30 protein-coding genes and 5 riboswitches are annotated in these 26,141 nt (G+C 41.7%); of the genes, 18 read left to right on the forward strand and 12 right to left on the reverse strand.

The window, feature by feature from the left end; genetic code table 11:
• Positions 1–22 precede the first annotated feature (22 nt).
• The 3 genes from ACIFOD_RS07085 to yidD all read right to left on the reverse strand — a co-directional run bounded on the left by ACIFOD_RS07085 (position 23) and on the right by yidD (position 3,279).
• Positions 23–1,381, reverse strand: a complete 1,359-nt coding sequence (locus ACIFOD_RS07085; RefSeq protein ID WP_430314056.1) for a cytochrome ubiquinol oxidase subunit I — start codon at positions 1,379–1,381, stop codon at positions 23–25.
• A 531-nt stretch (positions 1,382–1,912) separates the two neighbouring features.
• A complete protein-coding gene (locus ACIFOD_RS07090) occupies positions 1,913–2,860 on the reverse strand; it encodes a metal ABC transporter substrate-binding protein (protein WP_430314083.1) in 948 nt (315 codons plus the stop codon).
• Positions 2,861–3,033: 173 nt separating this feature from the next.
• Positions 3,034–3,279 carry a membrane protein insertion efficiency factor YidD gene (gene yidD / locus ACIFOD_RS07095; RefSeq protein ID WP_397554451.1) on the reverse strand — a complete coding sequence of 82 codons (246 nt, stop codon included), beginning with the start codon at positions 3,277–3,279 and terminating at the stop codon, positions 3,034–3,036.
• A gap of 239 nt (positions 3,280–3,518) precedes the next feature.
• Here yidD and ACIFOD_RS07100 point away from each other — a divergent pair, with 239 nt between their 5' ends.
• Positions 3,519–3,992 (forward strand): S-ribosylhomocysteine lyase, encoded by a 474-nt coding sequence (locus tag ACIFOD_RS07100; RefSeq protein ID WP_397554452.1) that lies wholly within the window; start codon positions 3,519–3,521, stop codon positions 3,990–3,992.
• Positions 3,993–4,039: 47 nt separating this feature from the next.
• Here the strand turns inward: ACIFOD_RS07100 and ytzI are convergent, their stop codons facing one another.
• Entirely contained in the window at positions 4,040–4,213 is a 174-nt protein-coding gene (ytzI, locus tag ACIFOD_RS07105; protein ID WP_430314057.1) for a YtzI protein, read from the reverse strand.
• A gap of 193 nt (positions 4,214–4,406) precedes the next feature.
• Here ytzI and ACIFOD_RS07110 point away from each other — a divergent pair, with 193 nt between their 5' ends.
• A complete protein-coding gene (locus ACIFOD_RS07110; RefSeq protein WP_430314058.1) occupies positions 4,407–4,589 on the forward strand; it encodes a polyribonucleotide nucleotidyltransferase in 183 nt (60 codons plus the stop codon).
• Between the two features lie 69 nt (positions 4,590–4,658).
• Here the strand turns inward: ACIFOD_RS07110 and ACIFOD_RS07115 are convergent, their stop codons facing one another.
• Complete coding sequence (locus tag ACIFOD_RS07115; RefSeq protein ID WP_397554453.1) at positions 4,659–4,904, reverse strand: DUF6154 family protein; 246 nt, start codon at positions 4,902–4,904, stop codon at positions 4,659–4,661.
• Between the two features lie 229 nt (positions 4,905–5,133).
• On the opposite strand from ACIFOD_RS07115, the gene ACIFOD_RS07120 reads away from it, so the two are divergent.
• The 3 genes from ACIFOD_RS07120 to ytkD all read left to right on the forward strand — a co-directional run bounded on the left by ACIFOD_RS07120 (position 5,134) and on the right by ytkD (position 6,487).
• Complete coding sequence (locus ACIFOD_RS07120; protein WP_324745114.1) at positions 5,134–5,523, forward strand: phage holin family protein; 390 nt, start codon at positions 5,134–5,136, stop codon at positions 5,521–5,523.
• Positions 5,524–5,579: 56 nt separating this feature from the next.
• Positions 5,580–5,918, forward strand: coding sequence for a hydrolase (locus ACIFOD_RS07125; protein ID WP_430314059.1), 339 nt, complete (start codon positions 5,580–5,582; stop codon positions 5,916–5,918).
• A gap of 95 nt (positions 5,919–6,013) precedes the next feature.
• The gene (gene ytkD / locus ACIFOD_RS07130) at positions 6,014–6,487 is read left to right on the forward strand and encodes an RNA deprotection pyrophosphohydrolase (RefSeq protein WP_430314060.1); all 474 of its coding nucleotides are present in this window, start codon (positions 6,014–6,016) and stop codon (positions 6,485–6,487) included.
• Here ytkD and ACIFOD_RS07135 read toward each other — a convergent pair.
• The 3 genes from ACIFOD_RS07135 to ACIFOD_RS07145 all read right to left on the reverse strand — a co-directional run bounded on the left by ACIFOD_RS07135 (position 6,477) and on the right by ACIFOD_RS07145 (position 9,107).
• Complete coding sequence (locus tag ACIFOD_RS07135) at positions 6,477–7,277, reverse strand: ABC transporter permease (RefSeq protein WP_430314061.1); 801 nt, start codon at positions 7,275–7,277, stop codon at positions 6,477–6,479. The two genes, ytkD and ACIFOD_RS07135, sit on opposite strands and share 11 nt — an antisense overlap.
• Positions 7,258–8,034, reverse strand: coding sequence for an ABC transporter ATP-binding protein (locus ACIFOD_RS07140; protein WP_430314062.1), 777 nt, complete (start codon positions 8,032–8,034; stop codon positions 7,258–7,260). The genes ACIFOD_RS07135 and ACIFOD_RS07140 overlap by 20 nt, the downstream gene beginning before the upstream one ends.
• Positions 8,035–8,105: 71 nt before the next feature.
• Positions 8,106–9,107, reverse strand: coding sequence for an ABC transporter substrate-binding protein (locus ACIFOD_RS07145; RefSeq protein WP_430314063.1), 1,002 nt, complete (start codon positions 9,105–9,107; stop codon positions 8,106–8,108).
• A gap of 218 nt (positions 9,108–9,325) precedes the next feature.
• On the opposite strand from ACIFOD_RS07145, the gene ACIFOD_RS07150 reads away from it, so the two are divergent.
• Positions 9,326–10,108 (forward strand): alpha/beta hydrolase family protein, encoded by a 783-nt coding sequence (locus ACIFOD_RS07150; protein WP_397554459.1) that lies wholly within the window; start codon positions 9,326–9,328, stop codon positions 10,106–10,108.
• 44 nt (positions 10,109–10,152) lie between these two features.
• Positions 10,153–10,395: a DUF2584 domain-containing protein gene (locus tag ACIFOD_RS07155; RefSeq protein ID WP_324745105.1), complete on the forward strand. Its 243-nt coding sequence runs from the start codon at positions 10,153–10,155 to the stop codon at positions 10,393–10,395.
• Between the two features lie 39 nt (positions 10,396–10,434).
• On the opposite strand, the gene ACIFOD_RS07160 is transcribed toward ACIFOD_RS07155, so the two are convergent.
• The gene (locus ACIFOD_RS07160) at positions 10,435–10,767 is read right to left on the reverse strand and encodes a hypothetical protein (protein ID WP_430314064.1); all 333 of its coding nucleotides are present in this window, start codon (positions 10,765–10,767) and stop codon (positions 10,435–10,437) included.
• Between the two features lie 130 nt (positions 10,768–10,897).
• Positions 10,898–11,084, forward strand: a riboswitch (cobalamin riboswitch).
• A gap of 165 nt (positions 11,085–11,249) precedes the next feature.
• Here ACIFOD_RS07160 and ACIFOD_RS07165 point away from each other — a divergent pair.
• The 8 genes from ACIFOD_RS07165 (at position 11,250) to ACIFOD_RS07200 (ending at position 19,707) form a co-directional block, all read left to right on the forward strand.
• A complete protein-coding gene (locus tag ACIFOD_RS07165; protein ID WP_430314065.1) occupies positions 11,250–11,771 on the forward strand; it encodes a hypothetical protein in 522 nt (173 codons plus the stop codon).
• Between the two features lie 20 nt (positions 11,772–11,791).
• Positions 11,792–12,730, forward strand: coding sequence for an ABC transporter substrate-binding protein (locus tag ACIFOD_RS07170; protein WP_430314066.1), 939 nt, complete (start codon positions 11,792–11,794; stop codon positions 12,728–12,730).
• 127 nt (positions 12,731–12,857) lie between these two features.
• Positions 12,858–13,550 carry a copper homeostasis protein CutC gene (locus ACIFOD_RS07175; RefSeq protein ID WP_430314067.1) on the forward strand — a complete coding sequence of 231 codons (693 nt, stop codon included), beginning with the start codon at positions 12,858–12,860 and terminating at the stop codon, positions 13,548–13,550.
• Between the two features lie 81 nt (positions 13,551–13,631).
• A riboswitch (TPP riboswitch) is annotated at positions 13,632–13,748 on the forward strand.
• A 150-nt stretch (positions 13,749–13,898) separates the two neighbouring features.
• The gene (gene thiC, locus ACIFOD_RS07180) at positions 13,899–15,656 is read left to right on the forward strand and encodes a phosphomethylpyrimidine synthase ThiC (protein ID WP_430314068.1); all 1,758 of its coding nucleotides are present in this window, start codon (positions 13,899–13,901) and stop codon (positions 15,654–15,656) included.
• Positions 15,634–15,831 carry a hypothetical protein gene (locus ACIFOD_RS07185; protein WP_427600565.1) on the forward strand — a complete coding sequence of 66 codons (198 nt, stop codon included), beginning with the start codon at positions 15,634–15,636 and terminating at the stop codon, positions 15,829–15,831. Before thiC ends, ACIFOD_RS07185 begins: the two co-directional genes overlap by 23 nt.
• Positions 15,832–15,930: 99 nt before the next feature.
• Positions 15,931–16,041: riboswitch (SAM riboswitch) on the forward strand.
• A gap of 72 nt (positions 16,042–16,113) precedes the next feature.
• A riboswitch (cobalamin riboswitch) is annotated at positions 16,114–16,298 on the forward strand.
• 152 nt (positions 16,299–16,450) lie between these two features.
• Entirely contained in the window at positions 16,451–18,751 is a 2,301-nt protein-coding gene (gene metE, locus ACIFOD_RS07190) for a 5-methyltetrahydropteroyltriglutamate--homocysteine S-methyltransferase (protein ID WP_430314069.1), read from the forward strand.
• 121 nt (positions 18,752–18,872) lie between these two features.
• Positions 18,873–19,055: a hypothetical protein gene (locus ACIFOD_RS07195; protein WP_430314070.1), complete on the forward strand. Its 183-nt coding sequence runs from the start codon at positions 18,873–18,875 to the stop codon at positions 19,053–19,055.
• An 85-nt stretch (positions 19,056–19,140) separates the two neighbouring features.
• Positions 19,141–19,707 (forward strand): biotin transporter BioY, encoded by a 567-nt coding sequence (locus tag ACIFOD_RS07200; RefSeq protein ID WP_430314071.1) that lies wholly within the window; start codon positions 19,141–19,143, stop codon positions 19,705–19,707.
• Between the two features lie 42 nt (positions 19,708–19,749).
• Here the strand turns inward: ACIFOD_RS07200 and ACIFOD_RS07205 are convergent, their stop codons facing one another.
• Positions 19,750–20,538, reverse strand: a complete 789-nt coding sequence (locus ACIFOD_RS07205) for a GNAT family N-acetyltransferase (RefSeq protein WP_430314072.1) — start codon at positions 20,536–20,538, stop codon at positions 19,750–19,752.
• Between the two features lie 237 nt (positions 20,539–20,775).
• Here ACIFOD_RS07205 and ACIFOD_RS07210 point away from each other — a divergent pair, with 237 nt between their 5' ends.
• The gene (locus ACIFOD_RS07210; RefSeq protein ID WP_113969836.1) at positions 20,776–20,925 is read left to right on the forward strand and encodes a lmo0937 family membrane protein; all 150 of its coding nucleotides are present in this window, start codon (positions 20,776–20,778) and stop codon (positions 20,923–20,925) included.
• 60 nt (positions 20,926–20,985) lie between these two features.
• On the opposite strand, the gene pckA is transcribed toward ACIFOD_RS07210, so the two are convergent.
• Positions 20,986–22,575 (reverse strand): phosphoenolpyruvate carboxykinase (ATP), encoded by a 1,590-nt coding sequence (pckA, locus tag ACIFOD_RS07215; protein ID WP_113969835.1) that lies wholly within the window; start codon positions 22,573–22,575, stop codon positions 20,986–20,988.
• Between the two features lie 325 nt (positions 22,576–22,900).
• A riboswitch (SAM riboswitch) is annotated at positions 22,901–23,045 on the forward strand.
• Between the two features lie 211 nt (positions 23,046–23,256).
• Between pckA and metK the strand changes: the two genes are divergently transcribed.
• Positions 23,257–24,459 carry a methionine adenosyltransferase gene (metK, locus tag ACIFOD_RS07220; RefSeq protein WP_430314073.1) on the forward strand — a complete coding sequence of 401 codons (1,203 nt, stop codon included), beginning with the start codon at positions 23,257–23,259 and terminating at the stop codon, positions 24,457–24,459.
• A gap of 272 nt (positions 24,460–24,731) precedes the next feature.
• Here metK and ACIFOD_RS07225 read toward each other — a convergent pair whose 3' ends face one another.
• Positions 24,732–25,247, reverse strand: a complete 516-nt coding sequence (locus ACIFOD_RS07225; protein WP_113969833.1) for a gamma carbonic anhydrase — start codon at positions 25,245–25,247, stop codon at positions 24,732–24,734.
• An 84-nt stretch (positions 25,248–25,331) separates the two neighbouring features.
• On the opposite strand from ACIFOD_RS07225, the gene ACIFOD_RS07230 reads away from it, so the two are divergent.
• On the forward strand, positions 25,332–26,135 hold the full coding sequence (locus ACIFOD_RS07230) for an alpha/beta fold hydrolase (protein ID WP_113969832.1): 804 nt from the start codon (positions 25,332–25,334) through the stop codon (positions 26,133–26,135).
• The last annotated feature ends 6 nt before the right edge of the window (positions 26,136–26,141 follow it).

Genomic DNA, 26,141 nt, shown 5'->3' on the forward strand with positions numbered 1-26,141 from the left:
CTTCACCTCCAATTCTTGCGGGTTATGTGGATAGAGGAATATCCTTATCATTTCCTTCCGCTTTGTTGATGTCTTTTTCAGGCGGATTCCGTTTGAAGTAATACAATAGAACAAGAACCACGGACACAGCCAAAATCGCATAAACCGAAACGAACAGAACGAACAGAACGGCTAAGTTTCCTGTCGTGGTAACCGAGTCCTCTGTACTGAGAATGCGGTAAATCGTCCAGGGCTGACGGCCCGTACAAGCGAAAATCCATCCGAATTCGATGGCTAAGATCGATAGGGGACCGCCTGCTACAAACGACCACATCAACCATTTAGGGAACCGGTCTTTTTTCAATAATTTGTTCCATACGTAGGCAATGAGGGAAAGTAAAATGAGCAGAGACCCAATCCCCACCATCGCGTTGAATAACGTATGAACGAAGAGAGGCGGCCAATATTCTTTAGGGAAGTCATTTAAGCCGATAACCTCCGTGTCGAAGCTGTTTCCAGCAAGGAAACTAAGGGCCCAAGGGATTTCGACACCCCATTTCACTTCCTGTTCCACAGGATCCGTGAACCCACCAATCGCAAGCGGGGCATGGGTTTGCGTCTCAAACAATCCCTCAGCCGCAGCCAGTTTCTCAGGCTGATATTCATGGAGCATTTGAGCCGATTCATGACCATTAATCGCTGTGAAGAAGGAGAAGACGCCCCCGACTAATAAACAAATCATAAGGGATTTTTGATGAAATTTATAAATTCTTGACCCATATGAAGTTCGGAGCATCTTAAATGCAGAGACTGTCGCAATCGTAAACGACCCCACGACATAAGCAGATAAGGCTACATGCCCCGCCGTTACGAAAAAGCTTGGATTAAAGAAGGCTTTCCAAGGATCCACGTTGGTGATTTCACCGTTCACCATTTCAAATCCGGCAGGTGTCCCTTCAAACGCATGCACATTCGTGATTAATACGGCTGATGCGAGTCCCCCGATGGCGACCAGGACAAGACTCACAATCCTCATCCATGGAGCGATCCGATTCGCCGCATACACATAAATAGACATAAATAACGCTTCCACAAAAAACGCATAGATTTCAATTTGGAACGGCAGTGCCATCACCCGTCCGATAACCTCCATGAATCCAGGCCACAGGAGGGACAATTGAACACCGGCAATCGTCCCTGTCGGAATTCCAACCCCCAGCAGCACGGCGAACGCCTTGGTCCAGCGTTTTGCCATCACGGAATAGTCCAGATCATTCGTCCGCTGATACATAATTTCTGCCACAAGAATCATTAATGGAATACCGACTCCGAGTGTAGCAAAAATGATATGAAAGGCCATTGTAGTACCAAACAAGGAACGAGCAATTACTAATTCATCCATTCTCATGTCTCCCTTACTAGTCTTTAACATTTCCTTATTGTCCACTTAATGGAAAATAATATTCATGATTTTTAGTAGGGGAGAGAAAGTTTGATTGTTGATCTGAAATGCTGTTGGGGAATGTCGATTTTTGTAAGTTGATAATATAATAGGCAGAGTCGATGCTATAATCGGAAAGTCGAAAATATATGATCCAAAGTCGATAATATAGTAGTAAATATAATTGTAAATTGGCTTAGCGGTGTGGGGGATCGAGGATCTATATTCAGGTAATGGTGATTTGAAAATAAAATCGAAAATTTGAAAATAAATGGCTCGATTTTGAAAATAAATCTGGAAAATTGAAAATAAGTTGACCGAATTTGAAAATAAAATTGGTATCGGCCGACTCCCGGAGCTAAAAAACCCGTCGATAATTGCTAATATACTTGGTAATTTAACGATTAATCTTGAAAAGTACCATTTTATAAAGAATTTTAAACGCGAAAACTAAAAAAGAGCAGCTCACCAGCTGCTCTCTCTCAAAATGTTCTATTGTAATGCCTGTTTCAACGTCTCGATGTTCTTCTTCATGAGTGAAAAATAATCTTCATCATTGTTTCTGTCTTCTTCGGTAAGGACAGATAGATTATGGAGGGTCAGGGCTTTTGCACCCAATTCGTTTTGAACGACTTCTGTTAGACGGGAAGAGACGTTTTGTTCAAAGAGGATGTATTGAACATTGTCTTCTTTCCCTTTTTCAATGATCTTCTTAAGCTCTTGCTGAGAAGGCTCATCAGCCGTATTCAATCCGGCGATGGCTTCTTGATGCAATCCGTAGCGTTCTTCCCAATAGCTGTAAGCAGCATGAGAAACGTAGAAGGTTTTCTTTGGCGAATTTTCTGCCATGTCCTTAAATTCAGTGTCCAGCGCATCTAAATCTTTCGTTAATGCAGCGAGGTTCGCCTGGAAATCTTCCTCATGTTCCGGCATTTCTTTTGAAAGGGTATCGGCAATGGTTTTCGCCATTTCTTTAGAGTACACCGGGTCTAACCAAAGATGAGGATCAACGTCATGGTTGTGCTCATCCTCGTGAGAGTCTCCATGTTCTTCATGCTCTTCCGCACTTTCTTCACCATGATCTCCTTCATGATTCAATTCAACATGTTCACTGGTCGGTACAACGACTACATCTTCGTTTTCCAGAATCGTTTTCGATCCCTCAACGAATCCTTCAAGTCCCATACCGATGTAGAAGAAAACATCTCCATCAGCCATTTTAATCATATCTTTTTGAGAAGGCTCAAACGTATGCTCATCGGCACCTGGAGGGTAAATGCTTTCCACATCCACATGTTCCCCTCCGATTTTCTTCGTGAAATCCTCCAGTGGATACACGGTGGTGTACACTTCCAATTTATCTTTACTTTTTCCTTCTTCCTGCTCAGAAGAGGCTCCGCAAGCGGATAATACTAAAATCAATAATAAAAGTAAACTCATACGAATATAGTTCAAGAGGAATCCTCCTTTAAAGTAATTAATTTGATAACTGTAATGATTACGATTTAGCACAAAGGTTATTTTACTACCGTTATGGGGAATAAGCAAGATATATGGATGAATTTTTAAATTTTTATCCTTTTAAAAAAAGAAAGACCACCTCCGGATAGGAGCTAGTCGGAATGATTCGTATTTTTAGAAGGCCATTCTTCAGGCACGTGGTCAATTCCACCAGGATGAAAAGGGTGGCACTTCAAAATCCTTTTTACTGTCAACCATCCTCCGCGTAAAGCACCGAACCGACTCACTGCCTGAACACCGTAATGGGAACAGGTTGGATAAAACCGGCAAGTGGGAGGCTTGAGGGGAGAGATGACACGCTGGTACACCTTAAATACAAATAACAATAACCTTTTCATAATCTGTCTCCTGATTGATTTTCTTTTACTATATCAAAACTGTATAGGGGATTAAAATGTTTTTGGCTTATTGTTGATTCAAAGGTTATCATAATCGCGACATTCCAATGTTATTACTGAAAATCAGGTTACACTTTTTATAGAAAAAACAGGTTTTCACCCTAATTCATATTAAGTTGATGAAATAACTATGAATTTACGTTATACTTATAACTAGAAACTAAATGGGAGTGATTTTAATGCCTTCAGTAGAAAGCTTTGAATTAGATCATAATGCAGTGAAAGCACCTTTTGTGAGACATTGCGGTGTCCATAAGGTAGGAAGCGACGGACTTATCAACAAGTTTGATATTCGTTTCTGTCAGCCAAACAAACAAGCGATGAAGCCTGATTCCATTCATACACTTGAGCATTTATTAGCCTTCACCATCCGTAAATACGCAGAGCCGTATGCTCATTTCGATATAATTGATATTTCTCCTATGGGATGCCAGACTGGCTACTACCTGGTCGTTAGCGGAGAGCCGAAAGTGGAAGAAATCATCGACCTTTTGAATGATACGATGAAAGAAGCGGTCGAGATAGAAGAAATTCCGGCAGCCAATGAAAAACAATGCGGCCAGGCGAAGCTCCATGATTTAGAAGGAGCAAAGAAATTAATGAAATTCTGGCTTAGCCAAAGCAATGAAGAGCTAAAGCAGGTTTTTGCATAAGAGCATTAAAAAATCCACCGTTCAAATTTAGAACGGTGGATTTTATTTTATTTGTCTTGCTTTTCTTCATCTTGCTTCATCTTTTCCAAGTGAGGATTATCTTCAAGTGGATCGACTGTATGTTTAACAGCTGTATATGCTTTGGAAGTCGTAAGGGCACTTACGAATATCACTAAGATACATATAGCAACGGCAATGATCAGAACAAGAGTTACTGACATTATGCACCCCCCTTTTTTTCACTATTTTACCATAAAAGATGGGGAAGTTCATGGACGAAAATCAACATTTTTATGACGTGAATACGCAGGTTTATCTACTAATGACTAGTAATATTTGGTATCCTCAAAGGTGCATATGAATTTTTTATTAGTATGTTCCAGCTTCGATAAACGAAACGAGGGGGATATTACCATGGAAGTTTCTTCAATGATGGGCAAGCAAGTCGCTGAGCTTCAACGCACACTCAGTATGAATTTATTGAAAAGTCAGATGGCGACACAAACAGCTCAAGCGACCGTAATGATGAGAGAAATGCAGGTCAGTCAGCCTGCGCCGCATCCCGATAAAGGACATGTCCTTGATGTGAGGGGATGAAATGGGAAGAAGCCTTATTCCGGGAAATTCGGATCAAGGCTTCTTCTTTTTCTTCTTTCACCTTTTCAATTAATGAAGGCTCTTTTTTTCCAGTCTCACTCGTTCTTCGCTGTTGGACCATTTTTCTTTCAGTGTTTCAAATATGTATAAGCGGAAGAAGTATTGTAATTCTTCTGTTTCCATTTCCTGAATAAGTTCCAGTAGCTCGCTCCTGGAGGTATCTTCTAAGATTGTAAGGGCAATGAGGTCTAAGTCTTCGTCGGTACCTTTGATCCTTCCACGGTACATTTCATAAATTTCTTCGATTAACTTCATGCGCTTCACCTCCCTTTCGTTTCATTTTACCATGAACGTTTATGAATTACTCTACATATTATGCTAGGACAACTCTTATTTGTCTTTACCCTTTATAAGACTAATTAACCATGGGCTATAAAATGGTTTTTGCACTTTTTGACACGAGAAGCTGCTGTTAAAGCCGGTGAAGTCCTGGTTTCACATTCACTTGTTACAAGCCAACCATTAGAAAAAGGAGATGCTTTATTTGGAAAAAAGTATGCTGTTCGTTGGATCGGGACTAGGTGCAATCATTTTAAACTTATTTGGGGAATGGAATTCGCTGTTGACCATTTTGTTAATTGCCGTGACTTTGGATTATTTTACAGGGATGATTGCAAGTGGGATTGAAGGGAAGTTATCCAGTAAATTCGGTTTGAGGGGGATTGGCCGGAAGGTGCTGATTTTTTCCCTTGTCACGGTTGCCCACCTTATTGATACTATACTAACAAATCAACACTTTATTCGTAATGCCACGATTATTTTTTACTTATGTAATGAAATGATATCGATCATAGAAAATGTAGGGCGTGCAGGAGTACCTGTACCGGAGTTTCTCAGGAAAGCGGTAGAAGTCTTAAAGAAGAAATCGAAGTGAATAGAATTTCGTCAATTGAGGAAAATGAAGGGTAAGCACAGTGAAGGAGTGGGAAGATGAACGAAGAACGACACGATTATTATATTGAAGTAGCCACTGGTGAGATTTCAAGAAGCTCGACAGATTCCGAATGGAACTTTAAGATATCTGCAACAGATGAAGAAATCACTCAGCTGCGGGAAGTGTTCGATTCCAATCACTCGGTCGATTGGCAAAATTTCTACCGGGCTCACGTTCCTTATGTTCAATATCATTTTGACCGGGAAAATGATGCATATGATGAAAACCTGCATCAAGTGTATGAAATGCTTCATCGTCTGGGAGATGATGAAGCGAAGAAATTCATCGAGAGTATAGGTATATTGGATTCAGAACCTCATGAGGATCCGGAATAATGAATAAAAGTGTTGGTTCAGAAGAGATATCTGTGGACCAATGCTTTTTATTTATGGTTAGATGAAAGAAAGTGTGTACGGATGAGGTGAAATTAGTGGAACAGTTTATCGACGAAAATGGGAAGAAAGTAGAAATATCCTTTAAAAAGGGAAGCTTTCAACAAGAATCACACCATGTGTTGGTTCTATGCCGCTACAAGGAGAAATGGTTGTTAACACGGCATAAAAAAAGAGGTCTGGAGTTTCCTGGTGGGAAGCGGGAAAAAGGAGAAACCCTTGAGGAAGCTGCGGTACGTGAAACGTTTGAAGAGACAGGGGGAGTGATCAAGGAGCCGTTATGCATTGGAGAATATAAGGTATATGATCACTCACCATTTATCAAAACGATTTTCTTTGCTAACGCTGAGGAGATCATAAGCAAGGAAGATTATCTGGAAACAGAAGGAGCCGTCCTTTGGAATGGGGATTTCTCCAACATTCATGACGATCTTTCCTTTAGTTTTATCATGAAAGATCAAGTGGTGGACTTGGCTCTCAAAAGAATAAGGGATCTCAACCTTAAGATTTGATCAACTTCTTTTCGAGTTGTTCAACCAGCTTATACATAATGGTAGCGAATACGGCAATGACAAGCAGGGATAGCAGGACAAGGGTAAAGTTAAAGACCTGGAAACCATAAATGATCATATACCCAAGCCCTTTGGCGGAAACAAGGAATTCTCCTACGATGACCCCGACCCATGATAAGCCCACGTTGACTTTCAGTGTCGAGATGATGGTAGGGAAAGAGGCAGGGAGAATGACTTCTTTGAACATTTGCCCCCTTCTTGCTCCGAAGGTCTGCATCACCTTTAAATAATTCGGGTCCACTTCCCTGAAGGAAGTATACACAACAATCGTGGTGATGATGACGGAAATGACGGTACCCATGGCGATGATCGATGTGAAGCCGGGTCCCAACCCTACAATCAATATCGGACCGAGGGCTACTTTCGGCATGGCATTCAGGATCACAAGATAAGGGTCCAATACTTTAGAAAGAAATGGTGACCACCATAATAAAGCGGCTAAAAGGGTTCCAAGTAAGGTGCCGAGAATGAATCCGATGATGGTTTCACCGAGTGTGACAGAAAGATTGGCCAGAAGGCTTCCGTCTCCAAGTTTTACGAGAAACAGCTTCCAGATTTTTGAGGGTGAGCTGAAAATGAGGGGATCTATCCAACTGTTCCGGCTCGCGATTTCCCACAGAGTAAAGAACACAAAGAAAATAAGAGCCTGATAAAACCAAACCCATCGTTGTTCTTTTTTAATTGATTGGATGTATTCCTGGTGTTTTTGTTTAATCGATTCGTGATTCAAGTTTTTCAAGCTCCTTCCATATGGTTTGGAAAAATCCCGGGTATTCCTGGTGATTCCTCACTTCAAAGGGCATTAACTCTTTTAACGGGGGCGGGACCTCGAATATCGTGTGTATATACCCTGGTTTCGACCCGAATAGAATGATGCGGTCACTCATGGAGATGGCTTCGCCAATATCATGGGTCACAAGAATAGCGGTTTTGCCGAAAGACTTTAATGTGGAATACACCAGATCCTCTAGCTTTAATTTGGTTTGATAATCGAGTGCTGAGAATGGTTCATCCAGTAGAAGTAATTGAGGTTCTGTGATGAGAGTTCGAATCAGCGCCACTCTTTGACGCATTCCTCCCGATAGTTCCCTTGGATAAGATGTTTCTACACCTTCTAACCCCATTTCAGCCAACAAAGCACGTGCTTCATTCCTCTTTTCTTCTGTCAGGGTCCCCATAATGGTCAAACCTAGAAAAATATTTTCTTCGATGGTCTTCCACGGAAACAGATAGTCCTGCTGAAGCATGTATCCCAGTTTCTCTTTCATTTTTCGAATGGGTTGTTGGTTTAAAAGAATCGTTCCTTCTGTCGGCCGGATGAGTCCTGCAATAATGGAGAGTAACGTGGTTTTCCCGCATCCACTCGGACCGATAAACGAGACAAACTCCCCTTCTTTTACCGCAAGCGTAATGTCTGAGAGGGCATGGGTGGCCGTTTTGGGTGAAAAGTAGGTGTGGTGGATCGATTCTAAAGATAGAAAGTTCACTGTATTTTAGCCTCCATTTTCGTTTTTTTCTATAAGGGAAGGGCTGACATGTGAAGTCAGCCCCGGATGTTCTACTTTGCTGCTTTTTCAGCGATTGACGTGTTCACTAACGTTTCATGATCAACGGACTGTGGTAGCTCTCCTGCTTCATCCATAATGTTTTGGAGATTGTTCCACTCTTCTTCGTCAAGGATTGGATCTGTGGCGAAGGACCCTTGTGATTTGTAGCGATCAACAACCGTTTCAATTAATGAAAGCTCTGTGTCTTCAAAATAGGGCTCGATCACTTTCGCAATGTCTGCTGCACTGTTTTCCGCCACCCATGCTTGAGCTTTGTACAGAGCTTCCGTAAATTTCTCTACGGTTTCTTTGTTTTCTTTCATGTAGCTGTCTTTGGACATGAACGTTGTATAGGGAACGTGACCGGATTCTGTTCCAAAGGAAGCCACGATATGCCCTTTTCCTTCCTGTTCAAAAATGGATGCCGTTGGTTCGAATAGCTGAACGTAATCTCCTGTACCGGATGCAAAGGCACTCGCGATATTCGCGAAATCAATGTTTTGGATCAGGTTTAAATCGCTTTGCGGGTCGATGCCATTCTGCTTCAGGACAAATTCCCCAACCATTTGCGGCATACCGCCTTTACGCTGACCAAGGAAGGTGGTGCCCTTTAGCTGATCCCATTCAAAGTTCTCTACTTTTTCACGGGAAACAAGAAATGTTCCATCGGTCTGGGTTAATTGAGCAAAGTTAATGACCGGATCATCCGAACCTTGTGCATGGACGTAGATGGAGGTTTCTGAACCGACCAGGGCGATATCTGCGCCGCCCGATAGCAAGGTGGTCATGGTCTTATCTCCACCCCAGGTAGTGGTCAGTTCAATGTCCAGCCCCTCTTCTTTGAAGAATCCTTTTTCGATTGCGACATATTCAGGAGCATAGAAAATCGAGCGGGTCACTTCTGCTACACGAACTTTCTGTACGATTTCTTCTTTTTCTCCACATGCTGTCAATCCGATTGCCAACATACCTATGAGCAACACGGCAAAGCCACTACGAAGCCATTTTTTCATTCAATATTCCTCCTTTAAGCTTTATGAAACTCGTTTAACGATAGAATGGGGATGAGTGCATCTCTCTTTGCCTTGTTTATCTTTCCATATTAAAAGGGTAGGATGGTCATAAAGGCAGGGTCTTGAATCGTCTGCTGATGATGAGATTTGCTAAAATATCCTATGTGAAGTATAAAAAATGTGTGAATACCCAATGCACGTTTTGAAAGGAAGAGAATATGAAAAACGGAACGATTGTGAAGAAAACCTTGTTTCCTTCACCTAATCCTCATGTGGAACTATATGAAATTACCTATCTATCCTCCGGTCTACGGGTAAAGGGCTTATTGGCTGAACCTGCTGGAGGTGGGAAGTATGAGGGTTTTCTCTATTTAAGAGGTGGGATCAAAGGCGTCGGCATGGTCCGCCCGGCGAGAATCGCTCAATTTGCTTCTCACGGATTCATTGTATTTGCTCCTTATTACCGAGGAAACCTTGGTGGAGAGGGAAATGAAGATTTTGCGGGGGATGATCGTGAAGACGCCATTTCGGGTGTTGAATTGCTTAAAGACTATCACAGAGTGGTCCATAACCGGATCCATGTGTTTGGCTTTTCCCGTGGAGGGGTCATGGCACTTCTGACAGGCATAGAGCAGAGGGACGTCACCTCGGTTGTTACATGGGGAGGCGTTTCAGATATGTTTTTAACATATGACGAACGGAAGGATCTCAGGAGAATGATGAAAAGAGTCATAGGGGGAAGTCCCAATAAAGTTCCGGAACGATACGAATGGCGTACCCCACTATACGAATTGGACAACCTTGAAGCTCCCGTATTGATCATTCACGGTGAAAAGGATCAGAACGTTTCCGTGGAGCATGCATATAGATTAGAAAAAAGACTGAAAGAGTTGGAGAAATCTGTGTCGTCCCGATACTTTAAAGAGTTTACGCACTACTTTCCACCACGAAAGAATCAACAAATCGTCTCCATGCTATGCACATGGATGAAAAATCAATAGACAGTGGTGTATGATTAAATAAAAAAGGATTGAGGTCAAGCGAAATGGGCATGGGCTTGGAATTAAACACGATGATCGTGACAAAAGGAAAAGAAGTGCGGAAAGAAGAGAATCTGTTCGAGCTTCAAAAGGATGGATATCGCCTTTATCCTATGCATATTCCGATAGATGTCAGAAAAACGAAACACAGTGATCCCAGTGGTTACGGCAGGATTGAAAAGATGGAGTGGACGGATGAGAAAACGACGATTCTGTATCGATTGATTTCCTTGAATTCTACGAACTAAATAAAGGAGGGCTGTAAACATTCGCTTACAGCCCTCCTTTTATTTTATTTCCTCATATAAAATATAGCGATTATCCTCAGTCTGAGCAATCAGGTAGTTGCTGTGATCCTTCACGCTATAGATGGGTGTTCCTTTTTTAAGTGTATTTGCCGTGAAGTCATTAACAGGGTGATATTCACTATCAATCTTTTCTTTAATAGCCCCGAGCTCTTCATCAAGGACCAGCTTCTTCTCCTCAGAGACTTTCACATATTCCTTCTTGTTCACCACCATCATATCCCCGTATCCACATAATTCATAGGATGCAGGTTCTTTGTCGCCGCATGCACTTAATAAGAATACGCATAATATCAAAACAACGAATTGCTTCATGTTTTTCCTCCTTATCATTTCTTCACATACTCAAAAGATATTCAAGCTTGTACGTCAACATGTTTGTTTTTTATGCAAAACTTCATCAACTTTGAAATGGATAAAGTGGTATAATGTTCCTTAAGTGAATAAACCCACGCAGAAATTAGGTGCTGATCTTTAGCATAAAGGGAATTCGGTGTGAATCCGAAGCTGTTTCCGCAACTGTAAGTGCTGACGAAATAAGAAGAAAACCACTATTTGATCATTCAGATGGGAAGGTTCTTAGAGTAGGCTGACGCACGAGCCAGGATACCTGCCTTTTTTTCATCGTATTATGCTCTTCGGAAGTTAAGGGTATGGTGCGGCTTTTTAGCATCTCTTTTTCATATGGATGACAACTGCCGGCCAATATTCTTGGGTGGTTTTTTTGTGTTTATGTGCCCTCCCGGAAGATACGATAGGTGTTTCACAAACATCATTCAGAAAGGAGGAACTTACATATGGCAAAGGATTTCCGCTACTTATGTTATCCCTATATGCGTGAGTCTGTTTCAACCGTAGATTTTGAGATCCGGACCGATTCACTGTCGACTAAAATCGGACTCGCGTCATCATTGACGGAACACTTACCGAAAGTGCACGACGATTTACTATATTTAGCTGAGATGGCGTACCATCTCAATGGCTCGGTGCGGGGAATGACGGCCATCATGGAAGAGGACTTGAATAAATTGAGCCAAATGTACGATCGTTATGTGTTGGAAGTCGAGGACCTTATCCAAACCTTTGTCCTTCCTCAAGGCTGTACAGCCGCATGTACGCTTCATACCTGTCGCAGTGAAGCAAAAAAGTCCGTCCGTGCCTTACATAAAGTCAGTACTGAGATGAAAGTGGAGAACATTTTATTTAAGTACGCTCATTTACTGGCAAATGTCCTGTTTGTGATGGCTGTGTATGTGAATAAATGTGAAGGGATTGAAGAAATTCCTTTTGTGAGTAAATCGTATAGCGAAAAAAAATAGAGAAGCGGGGAAGATGAAATATGAAAAAGTCATGGTTAAATAGTTTACTATTATCAATCATCCTGGTTGTTTTCGCAGGGTGCAGCAATGGGGAAGAAGTAACATCCACAAAGGAAGTCAAGCCTGAAAATGAGTCTTATTCTGTGACAGATGACAGGGGAGAAGAGATTAGCTTTGAGAAAGTGCCGGAAACCGTTATTTCCTTACAGCCGAGTAACACAGAGATTCTCTTTGCCATAGGAGCAGGAGATAAGGTAGTCGGGGCAACTGAATTCGACAACTATCCTGAAGAAGCGAAGGAGATTAAAAGAGTGTCGGATTCCATGACGGTCAATGCTGAAGAGGTCATTGCACTAAAGCCCGAAGTTGTCATTGCATATACCACTGGAGATGATGCCGGAGTGAAGCAACTTGAAGAGGCAGGATTAAACGTATTCGTCATTCAATCTGCCCAAACCTTTGAAGATGTTTATGGGGATATTGAACAAATTGCAACGGTAATGGGAGTAGAGAAGAAGGGGAACGAATTGGTAGACGGCATCAAGCAACAGATTTCAGATGTGAAAGAAAAAGTAAGTACACTAAAGGAAAAAGAACAAGTATATTTTGAAATCAGTCCCTCCCCGGATATTTATACAGCAGGAGCAGAAACGTTTCAGCAGGAAATACTGGAAACGGCCGGGGTAGATAATATTTTCGTAGACCAAAAAGGCTGGGTGAAAGTAGGCGAAGAAGAAATCATTAAACGGAATCCTAATATGATTTTAACGACAGTGGGGTATGTCGACGAGCCGACAGCCGAAATCAAGTCCCGGGAAAGCTGGAAAGATGTACATGCAGTGAAAAATGACCAGATCCATTTCTTGGACTCAGATATTATGTCAAGACCGGGACCGCGTATTGGCGAAGCCGTTGAGCTAACAGCAAAAACGGTGTATCCGGATTTATTGTCTGAATAAAGTAAGATATTAGATTGGAGAAGACAGTGATTTGTATGTGGAATCATTGTCTTTTTTATCTCAAGTTCTACAATCTTCAACATTGTGATAAAGTTAACGTAACATCATCACGTTAGGAGAATTCAACATGAGCAAACTGGAAGTCATAGTCTTGAATGAGGAGGATGCCAAAGTTGCAGAAGCATCCGGAGCAGATCGACTTGAATTGGTGTCTGCCATACATGAGGGAGGATTAACTCCTGATTTTCATGTGATAGAAAAAGTATTAAGGACTGTTTCGATTCCTGTTCAGATTATGATCCGATTACATAGTAAATCTTTCTCGTATCAGTCTGATGAATTGCATACCATGGCCGAACAAGTTAGAACCATAGTTGAAATGGGGGGCCGGGGCATCGTTTTTGGCGCATTATCACATGAAGGTAAGCTTGATTCCCACGCTTTAAAGGAGATCGTACAAAATGCGAAGGGTCAATCGATTACTTTTCACCGCGCTATCGACCTCTCCGATGATCCAGTAGCCTTATGTAAAGGAATATTCCATTCAGGCTTAAACGTTGATCGAATTCTCACATCAGGGGGAAGATCTGAAGTGAGTAAGGGATTGGATACGATTGGTGAAATGAGGGAAATTGAGAAAATGGGTGGTCCCATTATCATGCCGGGTTCTGGTTTAACTGTGGAAAATATAGGAAAAATACACAGCAAGCTAAAAGCAAGAGAATATCATGTAGGTTCAGGTGTCCGTCATAATGGGAGCTATGAATTAGGTATAGACTCTAAAAAGGTAATGGAAATCAAACATGTGATTATGTCCTAATATGATTTGTTACTATACTACTATTGGAAAAAAGAATAAATCATGGTAAAAATAGTATGTAATACAATAGAATACTATCAATATTTCTACTAGGGGAGTCCGATACATTGCTTGGACTGAGAGGAGAACGCATAAGTTCTTTGACCCTTTGAACCTGATCTGGATGATACCAGCGTAGGGAAGTAGTACGGAAGCGTTTATTTGTGTTTTGAGGCGCTTACTACTTTTTGACATTTCGGGTTCTGATTATTCAGGACCTTTTTTTTGTGTCTTCATGTCCTTTTGTTAAACAATGGGGATGCCTGACGCAGTAACTTCTAAGATCCAATCAAAAGGAGGAGAAGTTAAGTGGCAATCGAGTTAAAAACGCAATTTAAAAACAGTAAAAAAGTATATGTTGGAGGGTCAAGGCCAGACATACATGTACCGGTGAGAGAAATTGAACTGAGTAGGACGAATGTTACCTTGGGCGTGGAAGAAAATGAACCGGTTCGTGTATACGATACAAGCGGACCTTATACAGATGAGCATTACCAAGTCGATATTAATAAAGGATTACCTTCCGTTCGCACAGAGTGGATCCAAGAACGTCAGGATGTCACGGCTTACCCCGGACGTGACATCGAACCGGAAGATAACGGCTATAAATCAGACGATCCTCGTGCAAACGTAGAGTCGTTCCCTACTATCAAACGTACCCCAATGCGGGCGAAAATGGGTCGTAATGTGACTCAAATGCATTATGCGAAAAAAGGAATCATTACACCGGAAATGGAGTTCATCGCTATCCGGGAAAATGTTGATCCGTCATTTGTAAGAGAAGAAGTAGCAAAGGGCAGGGCCATCATTCCTGCTAATATCAATCATCCTGAATGTGAACCGATGATCATCGGTCGTCACTTTCATGTGAAAATAAACGCGAATATCGGAAACTCTGCCGTATCATCTTCCGTTGAAGAAGAAGTGGAGAAAATGACGTGGGCAACTCGTTGGGGTGCCGATACCATAATGGACTTATCAACAGGTAAAAACATTCATACAACAAGGGAGTGGGTCATTCGAAACTCCCCTGTCCCTGTCGGTACGGTCCCGATCTATCAAGCACTTGAAAAAGTAAACGGAATTGCTGAGAATCTTACTTGGGATGTGTACAGGGATACATTGATCGAACAGGCGGAGCAGGGAGTTGACTATTTCACCATTCATGCAGGTGTATTATTGCGGTATATTCAGCTGACGGCTGAGCGTACAACAGGCATTGTTTCCCGTGGAGGTTCAATCATGGCACAATGGTGTCTTGCCCATCATAAAGAGAACTTTCTTTATTCACATTTTGAAGATATATGTAAGATTTTAAAAGCCTATGATATCTCCGTTTCCTTAGGAGATGGTTTAAGGCCCGGATCAATCGCTGATGCGAATGATGAAGCACAGTTTGCCGAGCTTGAAACATTAGGCGAGCTAACCAAAATTGCTTGGAAGCATGATGTACAGGTGATGATTGAAGGCCCTGGTCATGTACCGATGCATATGATTAAAGAGAATGTGGATAAGCAAATGGAAATATGTCATGAAGCTCCTTTTTATACCCTGGGGCCATTAACGACAGATATTGCACCGGGGTATGATCACATTACTTCCGCCATAGGGGCTGCCATGATCGGTTGGTTTGGAACAGCTATGCTGTGCTATGTAACACCGAAAGAGCATCTGGGATTACCGAATAAAGATGATGTGCGAGAGGGTGTCATTGCTTATAAAATCGCAGCACATGCAGCGGATTTGGCGAAAGGGCATCCAGGGGCACAAGTAAGGGATAATGCCGTTTCTAAGGCTCGATTTGAATTTAGATGGAATGACCAATTTAATTTATCCCTGGACCCGGAACGTGCAAGGGAGTATCATGATGAAACACTTCCTGCAGAAGGGGCAAAAACGGCCCATTTTTGTTCAATGTGTGGACCGAAATTTTGTTCAATGAGAATATCACATGATATAAGGGGAATGAAGGAGAATAGCATTGATGATGCTCATAAGGAAATAGAAAAAGGATTGAAAGAAAAATCGAAGGAGTTTGTGGAAAATGGATCAAACATCTATCGATGAACCTCTTTGTCATGTACTCAAATTGAAGAATGATATCGTAAAGCTCAATCAGAGAGTCATCCAACTCGAAAAAGAAGTGAAGAGCATTCAGGAAAACTGCAGGCATGTCTTCTATGAAACGGATGTAACAAGATCTTGTATCAAATGTCATTATGTAGAAAGTACCTATTATTAGAAACGTGTAAGTTATTGATTAAATTTCTTTTGACAGCTTATATGTACCGTGCTACGATTATTACAAATTTCGGAATATTAAATGAATATATATGTGTAACTCTTATTGAGAGAGGTGGAGGGACTGGCCCTGTGAAACCCGGCAACCATTCAACCTATGTGTTGAAAAGGTGCTAATTCCTGCAAAGCAAATGGCTTTGGAAAATAAGAGAGGATTCTAATAAACATGAAACCCTCTCTATAGTAGTCAGAGAGGGTTTTTCGTTTTTATGAAAGAAAAATTAAATAGTCAAATGCAATAGGTGCTGAGTCATGCTCAGCTAAAAGGGAAGACCGGTGAAAATCCGGCACGGTCCCGCCACTGTGATGGGGAGCGACTTATCATTCAACCACTATTTCTATTGAAATGGGAAGGGATAAGAAGCTGTGAACCTAAGTCAGGAGACCTGCCTGTTGTATGCGCTTATGCTCTACGTGGATATAGAGAGGGGTGAGGAATACGTGTTGAGAATACTAGTTTGTCTCAACTCCAGTTAGTGATACGTATGAATCTCTCTTTCATTTGAAAGGGAGATTTTTTTGTTGATGACAATCATATCAAGATAAGGAGTGAGGATTGAATGAGTAATGTGATCAGTTCGAATTTAGGATATCCAAGGATCGGTGAAAAGCGTGAATGGAAAAAGACGCTGGAACAATTTTGGGCAGGGAAGATTGAAAAGGATACCTTCTTAGAAAAAATGGAGGAAATACGAGTCAACCATTTGAAGAAGCAATTGGACCAGGGGATTGATCTGGTTCCGGTTGGAGATTTCAGCTTATATGATCATGTGCTTGATACAGCCGTCATGTTCGGTTTGGTTCCCGAGAGGTTTCATTATAGTGGGGGTAAGGTTTCTCTTGAAACGTATTTCGAAATGGCCAGAGGCGCGAAGGACGCGGTGGCACTGGAAATGACAAAATGGTTTAACACCAACTATCACTATCTCGTGCCTGAACTTGATGGGATCGAACCCCGGTTGGTAGAAAATCGTCCTCTGCATTTTTATAGAGAGGCAAAAGAAAAAGCAGGGATAAAAGGGAAGCCGGTTATCTTAGGTCCACTCACTTTTGTGAAGTTGTCTAAAGGATATGAAACCGGGGATTATATAACCCTTGTTGATCGATTTGTCCCTCTTTATGCAGAAGTATTGCGTGAATTAAAGGAAGAGGGTGTAGAGTGGGTACAAATGGATGAACCGATATTGTGCACCTCTATCGGGGATGAAGAGATGGATCAATTCAAAGAGGTCTATCAAACCCTTAAAGAATCCTGCCCGGGCTTAAAGATCATCCTTCAAACCTATTATGATAGTTTGGAAAGGTACCAGCGGGTGTTAGCACTCCCGGTAGATGGTATAGGGATAGATTTTGTGCATGATCGTGGTGAGAATTTGGCGGCGCTGAAAAGATTTGGCTTTCCTAAGGGGAAATTCCTGGCTGCCGGCATTCTTGATGGCAGGAATATTTGGAGAAGTAATCTTGCCGATACCCATTCGCTTCTATCGTTCATTGCAGGGTATGTGCCGAGTGATCGCTTGATCATACAACCATCATGCAGTTTACTACATGTACCTGTAACCTTGCAGAATGAAGAAGCACTTGGTACACCTCTCATTGACGCTCTATCATTTGCTGATGAGAAATTACATGAAATCACTATTTTAACAAAGGGGATTCGTAAGGGAGCCGAGACAATAGAGGATGATATCGCTCAAAGTGAAAAGGCGATTAAGAATTTAAACGAATCACCGCTGCGTAATAATAGGGAGGTGCAGGAAGAGGTTAAAGGATTGCATCCCCATAATGTCGGGAGAAAGGATCCTTTTCACGTTCGTAAACTGGAACAGGCCAAGTACTTTTCATTACCTGTTCTACCTACCACTACAATCGGCAGTTTTCCTCAAACACAGGAAGTAAGAAGGCAAAGGTTGAAATGGAGAAAGGGAGAACTTTCTGAAGGGGAGTATCAGCAATATATTCATGCAGAAATAAAACGGTGGATTGAAATTCAGGAACAAATAGGCCTTGATGTGCTGGTACATGGTGAATTCGAACGGACGGATATGGTTGAATTTTTTGGTGAAAAATTAGAAGGTTTTCAATTTACGAAGTATGGGTGGGTACAATCATACGGTTCCAGATGTGTGAAACCACCACTCATATATGGGGATGTGAATTTTAAAGAACCTATGACCGTCAAAGAAACCGTATATGCTCAATCATTAACCGATAAACCGGTTAAAGGGATGTTAACGGGTCCTATCACGATTCTGAATTGGTCATTTGTTCGGAATGATGTATCCCGGTATGAAGTGGCTAATCAAATCGCACTGTCTCTTCAAAAGGAGATAGAGGAACTAGAAGCCAATGGGATTCGCATGATACAAGTCGATGAGCCGGCACTTAGGGAAGGACTGCCTTTAAAGAGTGAAAATTGGGAGGAATATCTTAAGGCTGCCGTTTATGCTTTCAAATTGGCCACTTCTTCTGTACAGAACCAAACCCAGGTCCATACACATATGTGCTATTCAGATTTTGAAGATATTATTGAGGCCATCAGTGATCTGGATGCTGACGTCATTTCGATTGAAACCTCAAGAAGTCATGGGGAATTAATCACTGTTTTTGAAGACAATACGTATGACAAAGGGATTGGCCTGGGGGTATATGACATTCACAGTCCACGTGTGCCGAAGCATGAAGAGTTAATCCGTAATATACATCGGGCTCTCGAAGTGCTGGATCCCCAATTATTCTGGGTCAACCCGGATTGTGGTTTGAAAACCCGTGGGATCGATGAGACGGTCTTAGCGCTTAAAACCATGGTGGAAGCTGCGGAACAGGTGCGTGAAGAAATGCTGCTTAAAAAGGAAAGATAATAGACGGGAAACGAAAAGAAATATGATCGAGTGTAGCTGATTACGTTCCCATGATCCCTTTTTTCAAAACGCAGGACGCAGTTGAAAAGAATTGCGTCCTGCTCATAAGGAGAAAAAGAAAATGCCATACATAACCATTGGAAGGATCATTCAGGTATTTAATGAACGTCATCCAAATCGCACCATCCTATATTTGGTGAGCAATAAGGGAATTGATGAGTTCCCCCACGGCAGGGTCTCATTAAAAACCGCTATAGAATGGCAGGCAAAAGAAAAGATATGTAATGTCTATGCTCCCAGTTAAAGGCAGGGAGAAAAAATAAGCTTCCCAAAATCCTTTTAATTGTGTTAACTTAATATTATACATAGTTTACATACACAAGGGGGATTTGAAAGTGAACGGAGAAAAACTAAGGGTGATCATTCACTGTGCCATCTTTGCTGCGATTACGGGGATTTTCGCTCAAATCGAGATTCCACTGCCACTCGTACCAATCAGCGGCCAAACATTAGCAGTAGGAATTACAGCGACGATTCTCGGAAGCCGATATGGAGCGTTCGCCATGGTATGCTATGCAGCCCTTGGAGCAGTCGGTGTTCCTGTATTTGCGGGCTTCAGTGGAGGGGTACAGGTTCTGGTCGGTCCTACGGGAGGCTATATCTTCGGCTTTATCGTAGCGGCTTTCTTTACAGGCTACATTCTTGAAAAAACCAAATTTACCATTCCAATGGCGATGATTGCCAATACAGTCGGAATGATCATTACGTTGATCCTGGGTACCATTCAACTTAAATTTGTAGCCGAACTTAGCTGGAATCAGGCAATGGCAGCAGGAGTATATCCATTTATCGTAGTTGGACTGATCAAAGCATTCCTTGCAAGCTGGATTGGAATCACTGTAAGACAACGACTGGTTCAAGCCAGATTGATTGGGAATCGGAAAGTAGCAGCATAATGAAAAAAGTTGACTCTTTGTTGGGAGTCAACTTTTTTATGACTAAAATTTATACATAGACCAATAGCCAATATCCTTGAATCCGATTCGCTTATAAATTTTTCCTGCTTCAGGATTATCATAGAAAAGGCATAACTCTTTTCCTTCTTCTAAAACATCACGACAAAGCTTCGTCATGCACTCGGTCGCATATCCTTTTTTCTTATACTCAGGGTGTGTGCAGACAGCGACAATCATCGCAGACATACTGTTTTCCGCGGTTGTGGAAGAAGAAGAAACAAATTTTCCGTCTTCCTCTACGTAATAGCTTCTCGACACTCCTGCTTCCATGCTATGTTTTCTCTTTTCTACAGAAAAATCGCCACCACTGAATTCAGGGATGCTGTTCAACAGGTCCACAAGTTTAGGTAAATCAGTGAGGGTAGCCTGTTTTACATGAGGCAGGTCTTGTCGATCCATTGCTTCCGTGTTGTCACATTTCGCATAGTACATATGTCTTTTGGATTTAATTTCTCTGGATAAAAAGGGTTCGACTTGTTTCACAATCCTTTTTAAACCAGAAACGATGCTGTAGTCTTCGGTCCCATTGATGATTCCGGCAAACCCTTCTGCATCAAATTCACCCATGGAAAAAGGGATGAAGTTTTCTCTGTACTTAAGGAGGATTCCCCTCAAATTTCCTTCCGCGTCAAAGTCGCCCCAGATTTTCTGGAATTCCTGTTCATACCCGAAGGCTTCGATGTCCCCGATAATAAACAAATTCTCAGCCGGCTGCTGATGAATGAGTTGCTGGCAAATATCATGATCCTGTTCTGTAAGCTGTCTGATCATCATGTTCCCCTCCTGTAAATAATCATTATCATACCAAAATTAGAAATATTTAGTAAAGTATTATTTTTAGAGGAATTTCAATAATAGATGGTACAAGTGATGTAACTTGTATAAATTCAGTGGGACTAACAGAAATTATGAATAGCTACACTTTTTTTTGTGAAATACCATGCGTGGTTTTAAATTCATTAAAATAGGGAATCTTAGCATCAAACACAGTTATTAGGAGGGAAACTTATGCTTTGGACCATTATTGGAATTCTTTTAGTCCTTTGGTTACTTGGATTGATTTTTAAAATCGGAGGGGCCATCATCCATGTATTACTTGTTATTGCCATTGTTGTATTCTTATTTAACAGAATCACCGGGCGAAAGAAAGGGCTATAACCCCTTTATAATGTCAAAGGTCCGTCCCTCGATTCGAGGGACGGACCTTTGTTATATAGACTATTTAACGGCTGGGCCGCCTTTAAGTTCGATTTCAGATGGTACGTTTGAGAATTTCTTGAAGTTTTCGTTGAATTTGTGGGCAAGTTCTTTTGCCTTCACTTCATAGGCTGCTTCATTGGACCAGGTTCTCTTTGGTTGAAGCACTTCGTCAGGAACACCAGGAACGTGAACAGGGATGTTCAGACCAAAGATGTCGTCCGTTTCTGTTTCAACGTGAGTCAGTTCCCCTTCAAGAGCTGCTTGAATCATAGCACGAGTGTACGATAATTTCATGCGGTTACCAACACCGTATTCTCCACCGGTCCAACCAGTGTTCACTAAGAATACTTGTGCATTGTGCTCATCGATTTTCTTCCCAAGCATCTCGGCATAACGAGTGGCAGGGAGTGGCAGGAATGGTGAGCCAAAGCACGTCGAGAATGTGGCCTGTGGTGAAGTGATTCCGCGCTCAGTACCTGCAAGCTTCGATGTATAGCCGCTCAAGAAGTGGTACATTGCTTGTTCTTTCGTCAGTTTGCTGATTGGAGGCAATACCCCGAATGCATCTGCGGTTAAGAATACAATGGTATTTGGATGTCCTGCAACACTTGGTTCAACGATGTTTTCCATCGCTTGAAGAGGGTACGCAGCACGAGTATTTTCTGTTAATGTGTTATCCTCATAATCAGCGATGCGGGAATTGTCATCGAGAACCACATTTTCAAGGACAGAACCGAAACGGATCGCATCAAAGATCTGTGGCTCCTTTTCACGTGTCAGACCAATACACTTAGCGTAACAGCCGCCTTCAATATTGAATACACCGTTCGGGGACCATCCGTGCTCATCATCGCCGATTAGACGACGGTTCGGATCTGCGGACAATGTCGTTTTTCCTGTACCGGATAAACCGAAGAACAATGCCACATCTCCTTCGCGTCCGACATTTGAAGAACAGTGCATGGAAAGGATATCGGATTCTGGAAGCACATAGTTCATGACAGAGAAGATCGATTTCTTCATTTCTCCTGCATACTCAGTTCCGCCAATTAAGACAATTCTTCTTTCAAATGATACAATGATAAATGTTTCAGAGTGAGTTCCATCTTCTGCTGGATCTGCCTTGAAGTTCGGGGCAGAAACGACGGTGAATTCGGATTGATGACCCTTTAACTCTTCTTCAGAAGGGCGAATGAATAATTGATGAGCGAAAAGATTATGCCAAGCGAATTCGTTGATCACTTGAATCGGTAGTCTATGTTTTGGGTCAGCACCTGCGAACCCTTTGAATGAAAATACTTCTTCTTTTTCTTTTAAGTAATCTAATACTTTTGTATATAGTTTATCGAATGATTCTGAAGAGATTGGTTGATTGACAGAACCCCACTCAATCTTATCCTTCGTGGATGGTTCTTCTACAATGAATTTATCCTTAGGAGAGCGTCCTGTGTATTTACCAGTTTCTGCTCTGACTGCACCTGATGATGTTAAAACGCCTTCATTTCGTTGAAGGACTTTTTCAACTAATTGGGAAACAGATAATTGTTCCTGAATGTTTTGACCGTTAAGTAATTCTGTTAATTCATTAGACATGCTCACTGAATTCATTAGAACCCTTCCTTTATATAAATTTAATGATCTCGTTTACTTCACAAAAATAGTATAACACAATTGAACCATTAGTCTATACTATTTATTCATTTTTATAATGTGTCTTCATATTGTCACATTTTTTGTCCGAATATAGCTTGTATCTTCTTATATATATGAAGGAATTATCATAATGTTTAGCCTCATTGCCTAATTAGGTTATTTTATGAGGGCAAGATAGGTTGGAATCATGAAAAGAGTAAGCTTAAATGGTTAAACATGTCACTCGAAAAAAAGTTGACACCCTTTGTACGAAACGTTATCATAGTTCCTTGAACGGATACTCTTATCCTGAGCTGGTGGAGGGAGCAGACCCTATGAAACCCAGCAACCTGCTATATAGTGAATGGATCCTTTCTGTTTGAAATGATCTGATTAAGCGAAGGTGCTAAACTGAGGCAAGGTCTAAGAACCTTGAACGATAAGAGAGAAAAGGCGCGGCTATGATCTGAAACCTTTCCTCTAATGCTTTTTTCGAGGAAGGGTTTTTTCTGTTTATAGTGGATCAAATGCACATAATTCATGATTTTCTTATAAAAAATTCATGTTTACTTCATACTACTTAGGGAAATGAGTACCGTATCTGTTTAATGTTTTGTTAGATTAAAGTCTAACAATTATGCTTAAGGAGGAACCTTGATGTCAACTAAACGTCGTCTGTTTACATCTGAGTCCGTAACCGAAGGACATCCAGATAAAATTTGTGACCAAATCTCTGATTCAATTCTTGATGCAATTCTTACAAATGATCCGAATGCTCGTGTAGCATGTGAAACGTCTGTTACGACGGGTCTTGTTCTTGTTGCAGGTGAAATTACAACGAGTACGTATGTCGATATTCCAAAAATCGTTCGTGAAACGATCCGTGAAATTGGCTACACTCGTGCAAAATATGGCTTTGATGCCGAGACATGTGCTGTATTAACATCCATCGATGAGCAATCTGCTGATATCGCTCAAGGTGTAGATCAGGCACTTGAAGCTCGTGAAGGTCAAATGACGGATGAAGAAATCGATGCAATCGGTGCAGGTGACCAGGGGTTGATGTTTGGATTCGCTTGTAATGAAACGAAAGAGCTTATGCCTCTTCCGATTTCCCTTGCCCACAAAATTTCCCGTCGTCTGACTGAAGTTCGTAAAGAAGAAATCCTTCCTTACTTGCGTCCGGATGGAAAAACTCAAGTAACCGTTGAATATGATGAAAACGATAAGCCGGTTCGTATCGACACGATCGTTATCTCGACTCAGCATCACCCTGAAGTGACGCTTGAGCAAATCCAACGTAACTTAAAAGAATATGTCATCGATCCTGTTGTACCGAAAGAACTGATCGATGGAGAGACTAAATACTTCATCAACCCGACTGGTCGTTTCGTTATCGGTGGACCACAAGGTGATGCAGGGTTAACAGGACGCAAAATCATCGTTGACACATATGGCGGATACGCTCGTCACGGTGGCGGTGCATTCTCTGGTAAGGATGCAACGAAAGTGGACCGTTCTGCAGCCTATGCAGCACGTTATGTAGCGAAGAACATTGTGGCAGCAGGACTTGCTGAAAAATGTGAAGTTCAATTAGCGTATGCAATCGGTGTTGCTCAACCGGTATCCATCTCAGTTGATACATTTGGAACAGGTAAAGTTTCAGAAGACGTACTCATTGACGTTGTTCGCAATAACTTTGATCTGCGTCCTGCAGGAATCATCAAAATGCTGGACCTTCGTCGTCCGATCTACAAGCAGACAGCTGCTTACGGACACTTTGGCCGTACCGATATTGATCTTCCTTGGGAGCGTACAAACAAAGCGGAAGCATTAAAAGCGGAAGCGTTGAGCGAATAAGGAAAGATAGAGATAGAAGAGACCAACACTTTTTAGGGTGTTGGTCTTTTTAGTGATGGTGGATTGTAGTGAAATGAGATGTTTTGTGTATATCGGCATATAAATCTCATTTCGGCAGATAAAATGAAAAAACGGCAGATAAAATTGATTTTTGGCAGATAAATTTTGAAATTGGCAGACAACCATCAAGTTCATCAATTTTTTTACCAGTCACACATGAAAAAATTCCATGAGTAATCAAAGGCTGGTTGGGGTATCCCAAGTATAGGATATTAAAATGGTTTGATGCTTTTATAATATTGTCCTTTTTCTGCGTATTCTCTGGAAATGCGCTTCATTTCGCTAATATCATGTTCGTTTAACTCTCTCACTACTTTTGCCGGCCGGCCGAATGCCAGTGTGTTGGGAGGAATGACTTTCCCTTGTGGAACAAGGCTTCCTGCCCCAATAAATGCCCCTTCACCAATTTCAGCATTGTCGAGAATGATCGACCCCATGCCGATTAAAGCTTTTTTTCTGATTTTGCAGCTATGTAGAATCACTCCATGGCCTACGGTTACTTCATCTTCAAGAATAAGAGGGTTATTTGGACTCTGATGAAGAATGGAATTATCCTGTATATTTACTTTATTACCGATTTTCGTTGGAGCGACATCCCCTCTGATGACGGTGTTAAACCAGATGCTGGACTCTTCACCGACCTCCACATCCCCGGAGATGGTCACATGATCGGCAATGTATGCCGAGTGGGCGATGATTGGTTTTTTATCATAATATGGATAGAGCATTTTTTACTACCCCTTTCAATAATATTTACTATAATAATGGTAGCAGAATTCATTCACATAGAGAACTATTAAGGAGGAATTGCCATGTGGAAATGGGAAACAGATCAAGAAGCAAAGGCAGTCATCGTTATCATTCATGGAGCAATGGAGCATCATGGCCGGTACGGTTGGCTCATTGAAATGTGGCGTGCAGCAGGCTTCCATGTCATCATGGGGGATTTACCGGGTCAGGGTATGACTTCAAGAAGTCAAAGAGGACATATTGATTCGTTTGATGAATATATAGTGGAAGTGAAAGATTGGGTACAGGCGGCGTATCAATTTGAATTGCCTGTATTTGTGATTGGTCATAGTATGGGTGGGCTTGTTGCGGTGCGTATGCTTCAGGAATCCCATGTGAACCTGGCAGGTGTGATATTGTCCTCACCTTGTTTAGGCTTGGTCACGACCCCTTCAAAACCGATCGAGCTCTTATCCCACGGTTTGAATAAGATCGCTCCCATGGTGAAGTTTCCATCAGGATTAACGATTGATATGGCAACAAGAAATGCAGATGTACGTGAAATTGACAGCAACGATTCACTCTATATCACCAAGGTGTCTGTCCGCTGGTACAGGGAGCTCGCCCATGCGATCAAACTAGCTTTTATAAACCTGGAAAAAATGCCTGACGTTCCTCTGCTCGTGCTGCAGGCAGGTGACGACAAAATCGTCGATAAAAAAGCAGTGAAAAAATGGTTCAACGAACTGTCTTTATCTGAAATGCATTACAAAGAATGGCCGAAATGCTATCATGAAATCTATAATGAACCAGAAAGAGAAGATATCTTTGAATACTCGAAGATTTTCATTGAAAGTCGTTTGAAAGCGCTAGGATACATTTTGTAAAAGAGG

Source organism: Rossellomorea sp. NRS-1567, assembly GCF_050467885.1.
GTDB lineage: Bacteria > Bacillota > Bacilli > Bacillales > Bacillaceae_B > Rossellomorea > Rossellomorea aquimaris_C.

Excerpts from the sequence above, each read along its gene's own strand:
- ACIFOD_RS07085 (WP_430314056.1), bottom strand. The coding sequence starts at position 1,381 with ATGGATGAATTAGTAATTGCTCGTTCCTTGTTTGGTACTACAATGGCC.
- ACIFOD_RS07090 (WP_430314083.1), bottom strand. The coding sequence starts at position 2,860 with ATGAGTTTACTTTTATTATTGATTTTAGTATTATCCGCTTGCGGAGCC.
- yidD (WP_397554451.1), bottom strand. The coding sequence starts at position 3,279 with ATGAAAAGGTTATTGTTATTTGTATTTAAGGTGTACCAGCGTGTCATC.
- ACIFOD_RS07100 (WP_397554452.1), top strand. The coding sequence starts at position 3,519 with ATGCCTTCAGTAGAAAGCTTTGAATTAGATCATAATGCAGTGAAAGCA.
- ytzI (WP_430314057.1), bottom strand. The coding sequence starts at position 4,213 with ATGTCAGTAACTCTTGTTCTGATCATTGCCGTTGCTATATGTATCTTA.
- ACIFOD_RS07110 (WP_430314058.1), top strand. The coding sequence starts at position 4,407 with ATGGAAGTTTCTTCAATGATGGGCAAGCAAGTCGCTGAGCTTCAACGC.
- ACIFOD_RS07115 (WP_397554453.1), bottom strand. The coding sequence starts at position 4,904 with ATGAAGTTAATCGAAGAAATTTATGAAATGTACCGTGGAAGGATCAAA.
- ACIFOD_RS07125 (WP_430314059.1), top strand. The coding sequence starts at position 5,580 with ATGAACGAAGAACGACACGATTATTATATTGAAGTAGCCACTGGTGAG.
- ACIFOD_RS07145 (WP_430314063.1), bottom strand. The coding sequence starts at position 9,107 with ATGAAAAAATGGCTTCGTAGTGGCTTTGCCGTGTTGCTCATAGGTATG.
- ACIFOD_RS07150 (WP_397554459.1), top strand. The coding sequence starts at position 9,326 with ATGAAAAACGGAACGATTGTGAAGAAAACCTTGTTTCCTTCACCTAAT.
- ACIFOD_RS07155 (WP_324745105.1), top strand. The coding sequence starts at position 10,153 with ATGGGCATGGGCTTGGAATTAAACACGATGATCGTGACAAAAGGAAAA.
- ACIFOD_RS07160 (WP_430314064.1), bottom strand. The coding sequence starts at position 10,767 with ATGAAGCAATTCGTTGTTTTGATATTATGCGTATTCTTATTAAGTGCA.
- ACIFOD_RS07165 (WP_430314065.1), top strand. The coding sequence starts at position 11,250 with ATGGCAAAGGATTTCCGCTACTTATGTTATCCCTATATGCGTGAGTCT.
- ACIFOD_RS07170 (WP_430314066.1), top strand. The coding sequence starts at position 11,792 with ATGAAAAAGTCATGGTTAAATAGTTTACTATTATCAATCATCCTGGTT.
- ACIFOD_RS07175 (WP_430314067.1), top strand. The coding sequence starts at position 12,858 with ATGAGCAAACTGGAAGTCATAGTCTTGAATGAGGAGGATGCCAAAGTT.
- ACIFOD_RS07185 (WP_427600565.1), top strand. The coding sequence starts at position 15,634 with ATGGATCAAACATCTATCGATGAACCTCTTTGTCATGTACTCAAATTG.
- metE (WP_430314069.1), top strand. The coding sequence starts at position 16,451 with ATGAGTAATGTGATCAGTTCGAATTTAGGATATCCAAGGATCGGTGAA.
- ACIFOD_RS07195 (WP_430314070.1), top strand. The coding sequence starts at position 18,873 with ATGCCATACATAACCATTGGAAGGATCATTCAGGTATTTAATGAACGT.
- ACIFOD_RS07205 (WP_430314072.1), bottom strand. The coding sequence starts at position 20,538 with ATGATCAGACAGCTTACAGAACAGGATCATGATATTTGCCAGCAACTC.
- ACIFOD_RS07210 (WP_113969836.1), top strand. The coding sequence starts at position 20,776 with ATGCTTTGGACCATTATTGGAATTCTTTTAGTCCTTTGGTTACTTGGA.
- pckA (WP_113969835.1), bottom strand. The coding sequence starts at position 22,575 with ATGAATTCAGTGAGCATGTCTAATGAATTAACAGAATTACTTAACGGT.
- metK (WP_430314073.1), top strand. The coding sequence starts at position 23,257 with ATGTCAACTAAACGTCGTCTGTTTACATCTGAGTCCGTAACCGAAGGA.
- ACIFOD_RS07225 (WP_113969833.1), bottom strand. The coding sequence starts at position 25,247 with ATGCTCTATCCATATTATGATAAAAAACCAATCATCGCCCACTCGGCA.
- ACIFOD_RS07230 (WP_113969832.1), top strand. The coding sequence starts at position 25,332 with ATGTGGAAATGGGAAACAGATCAAGAAGCAAAGGCAGTCATCGTTATC.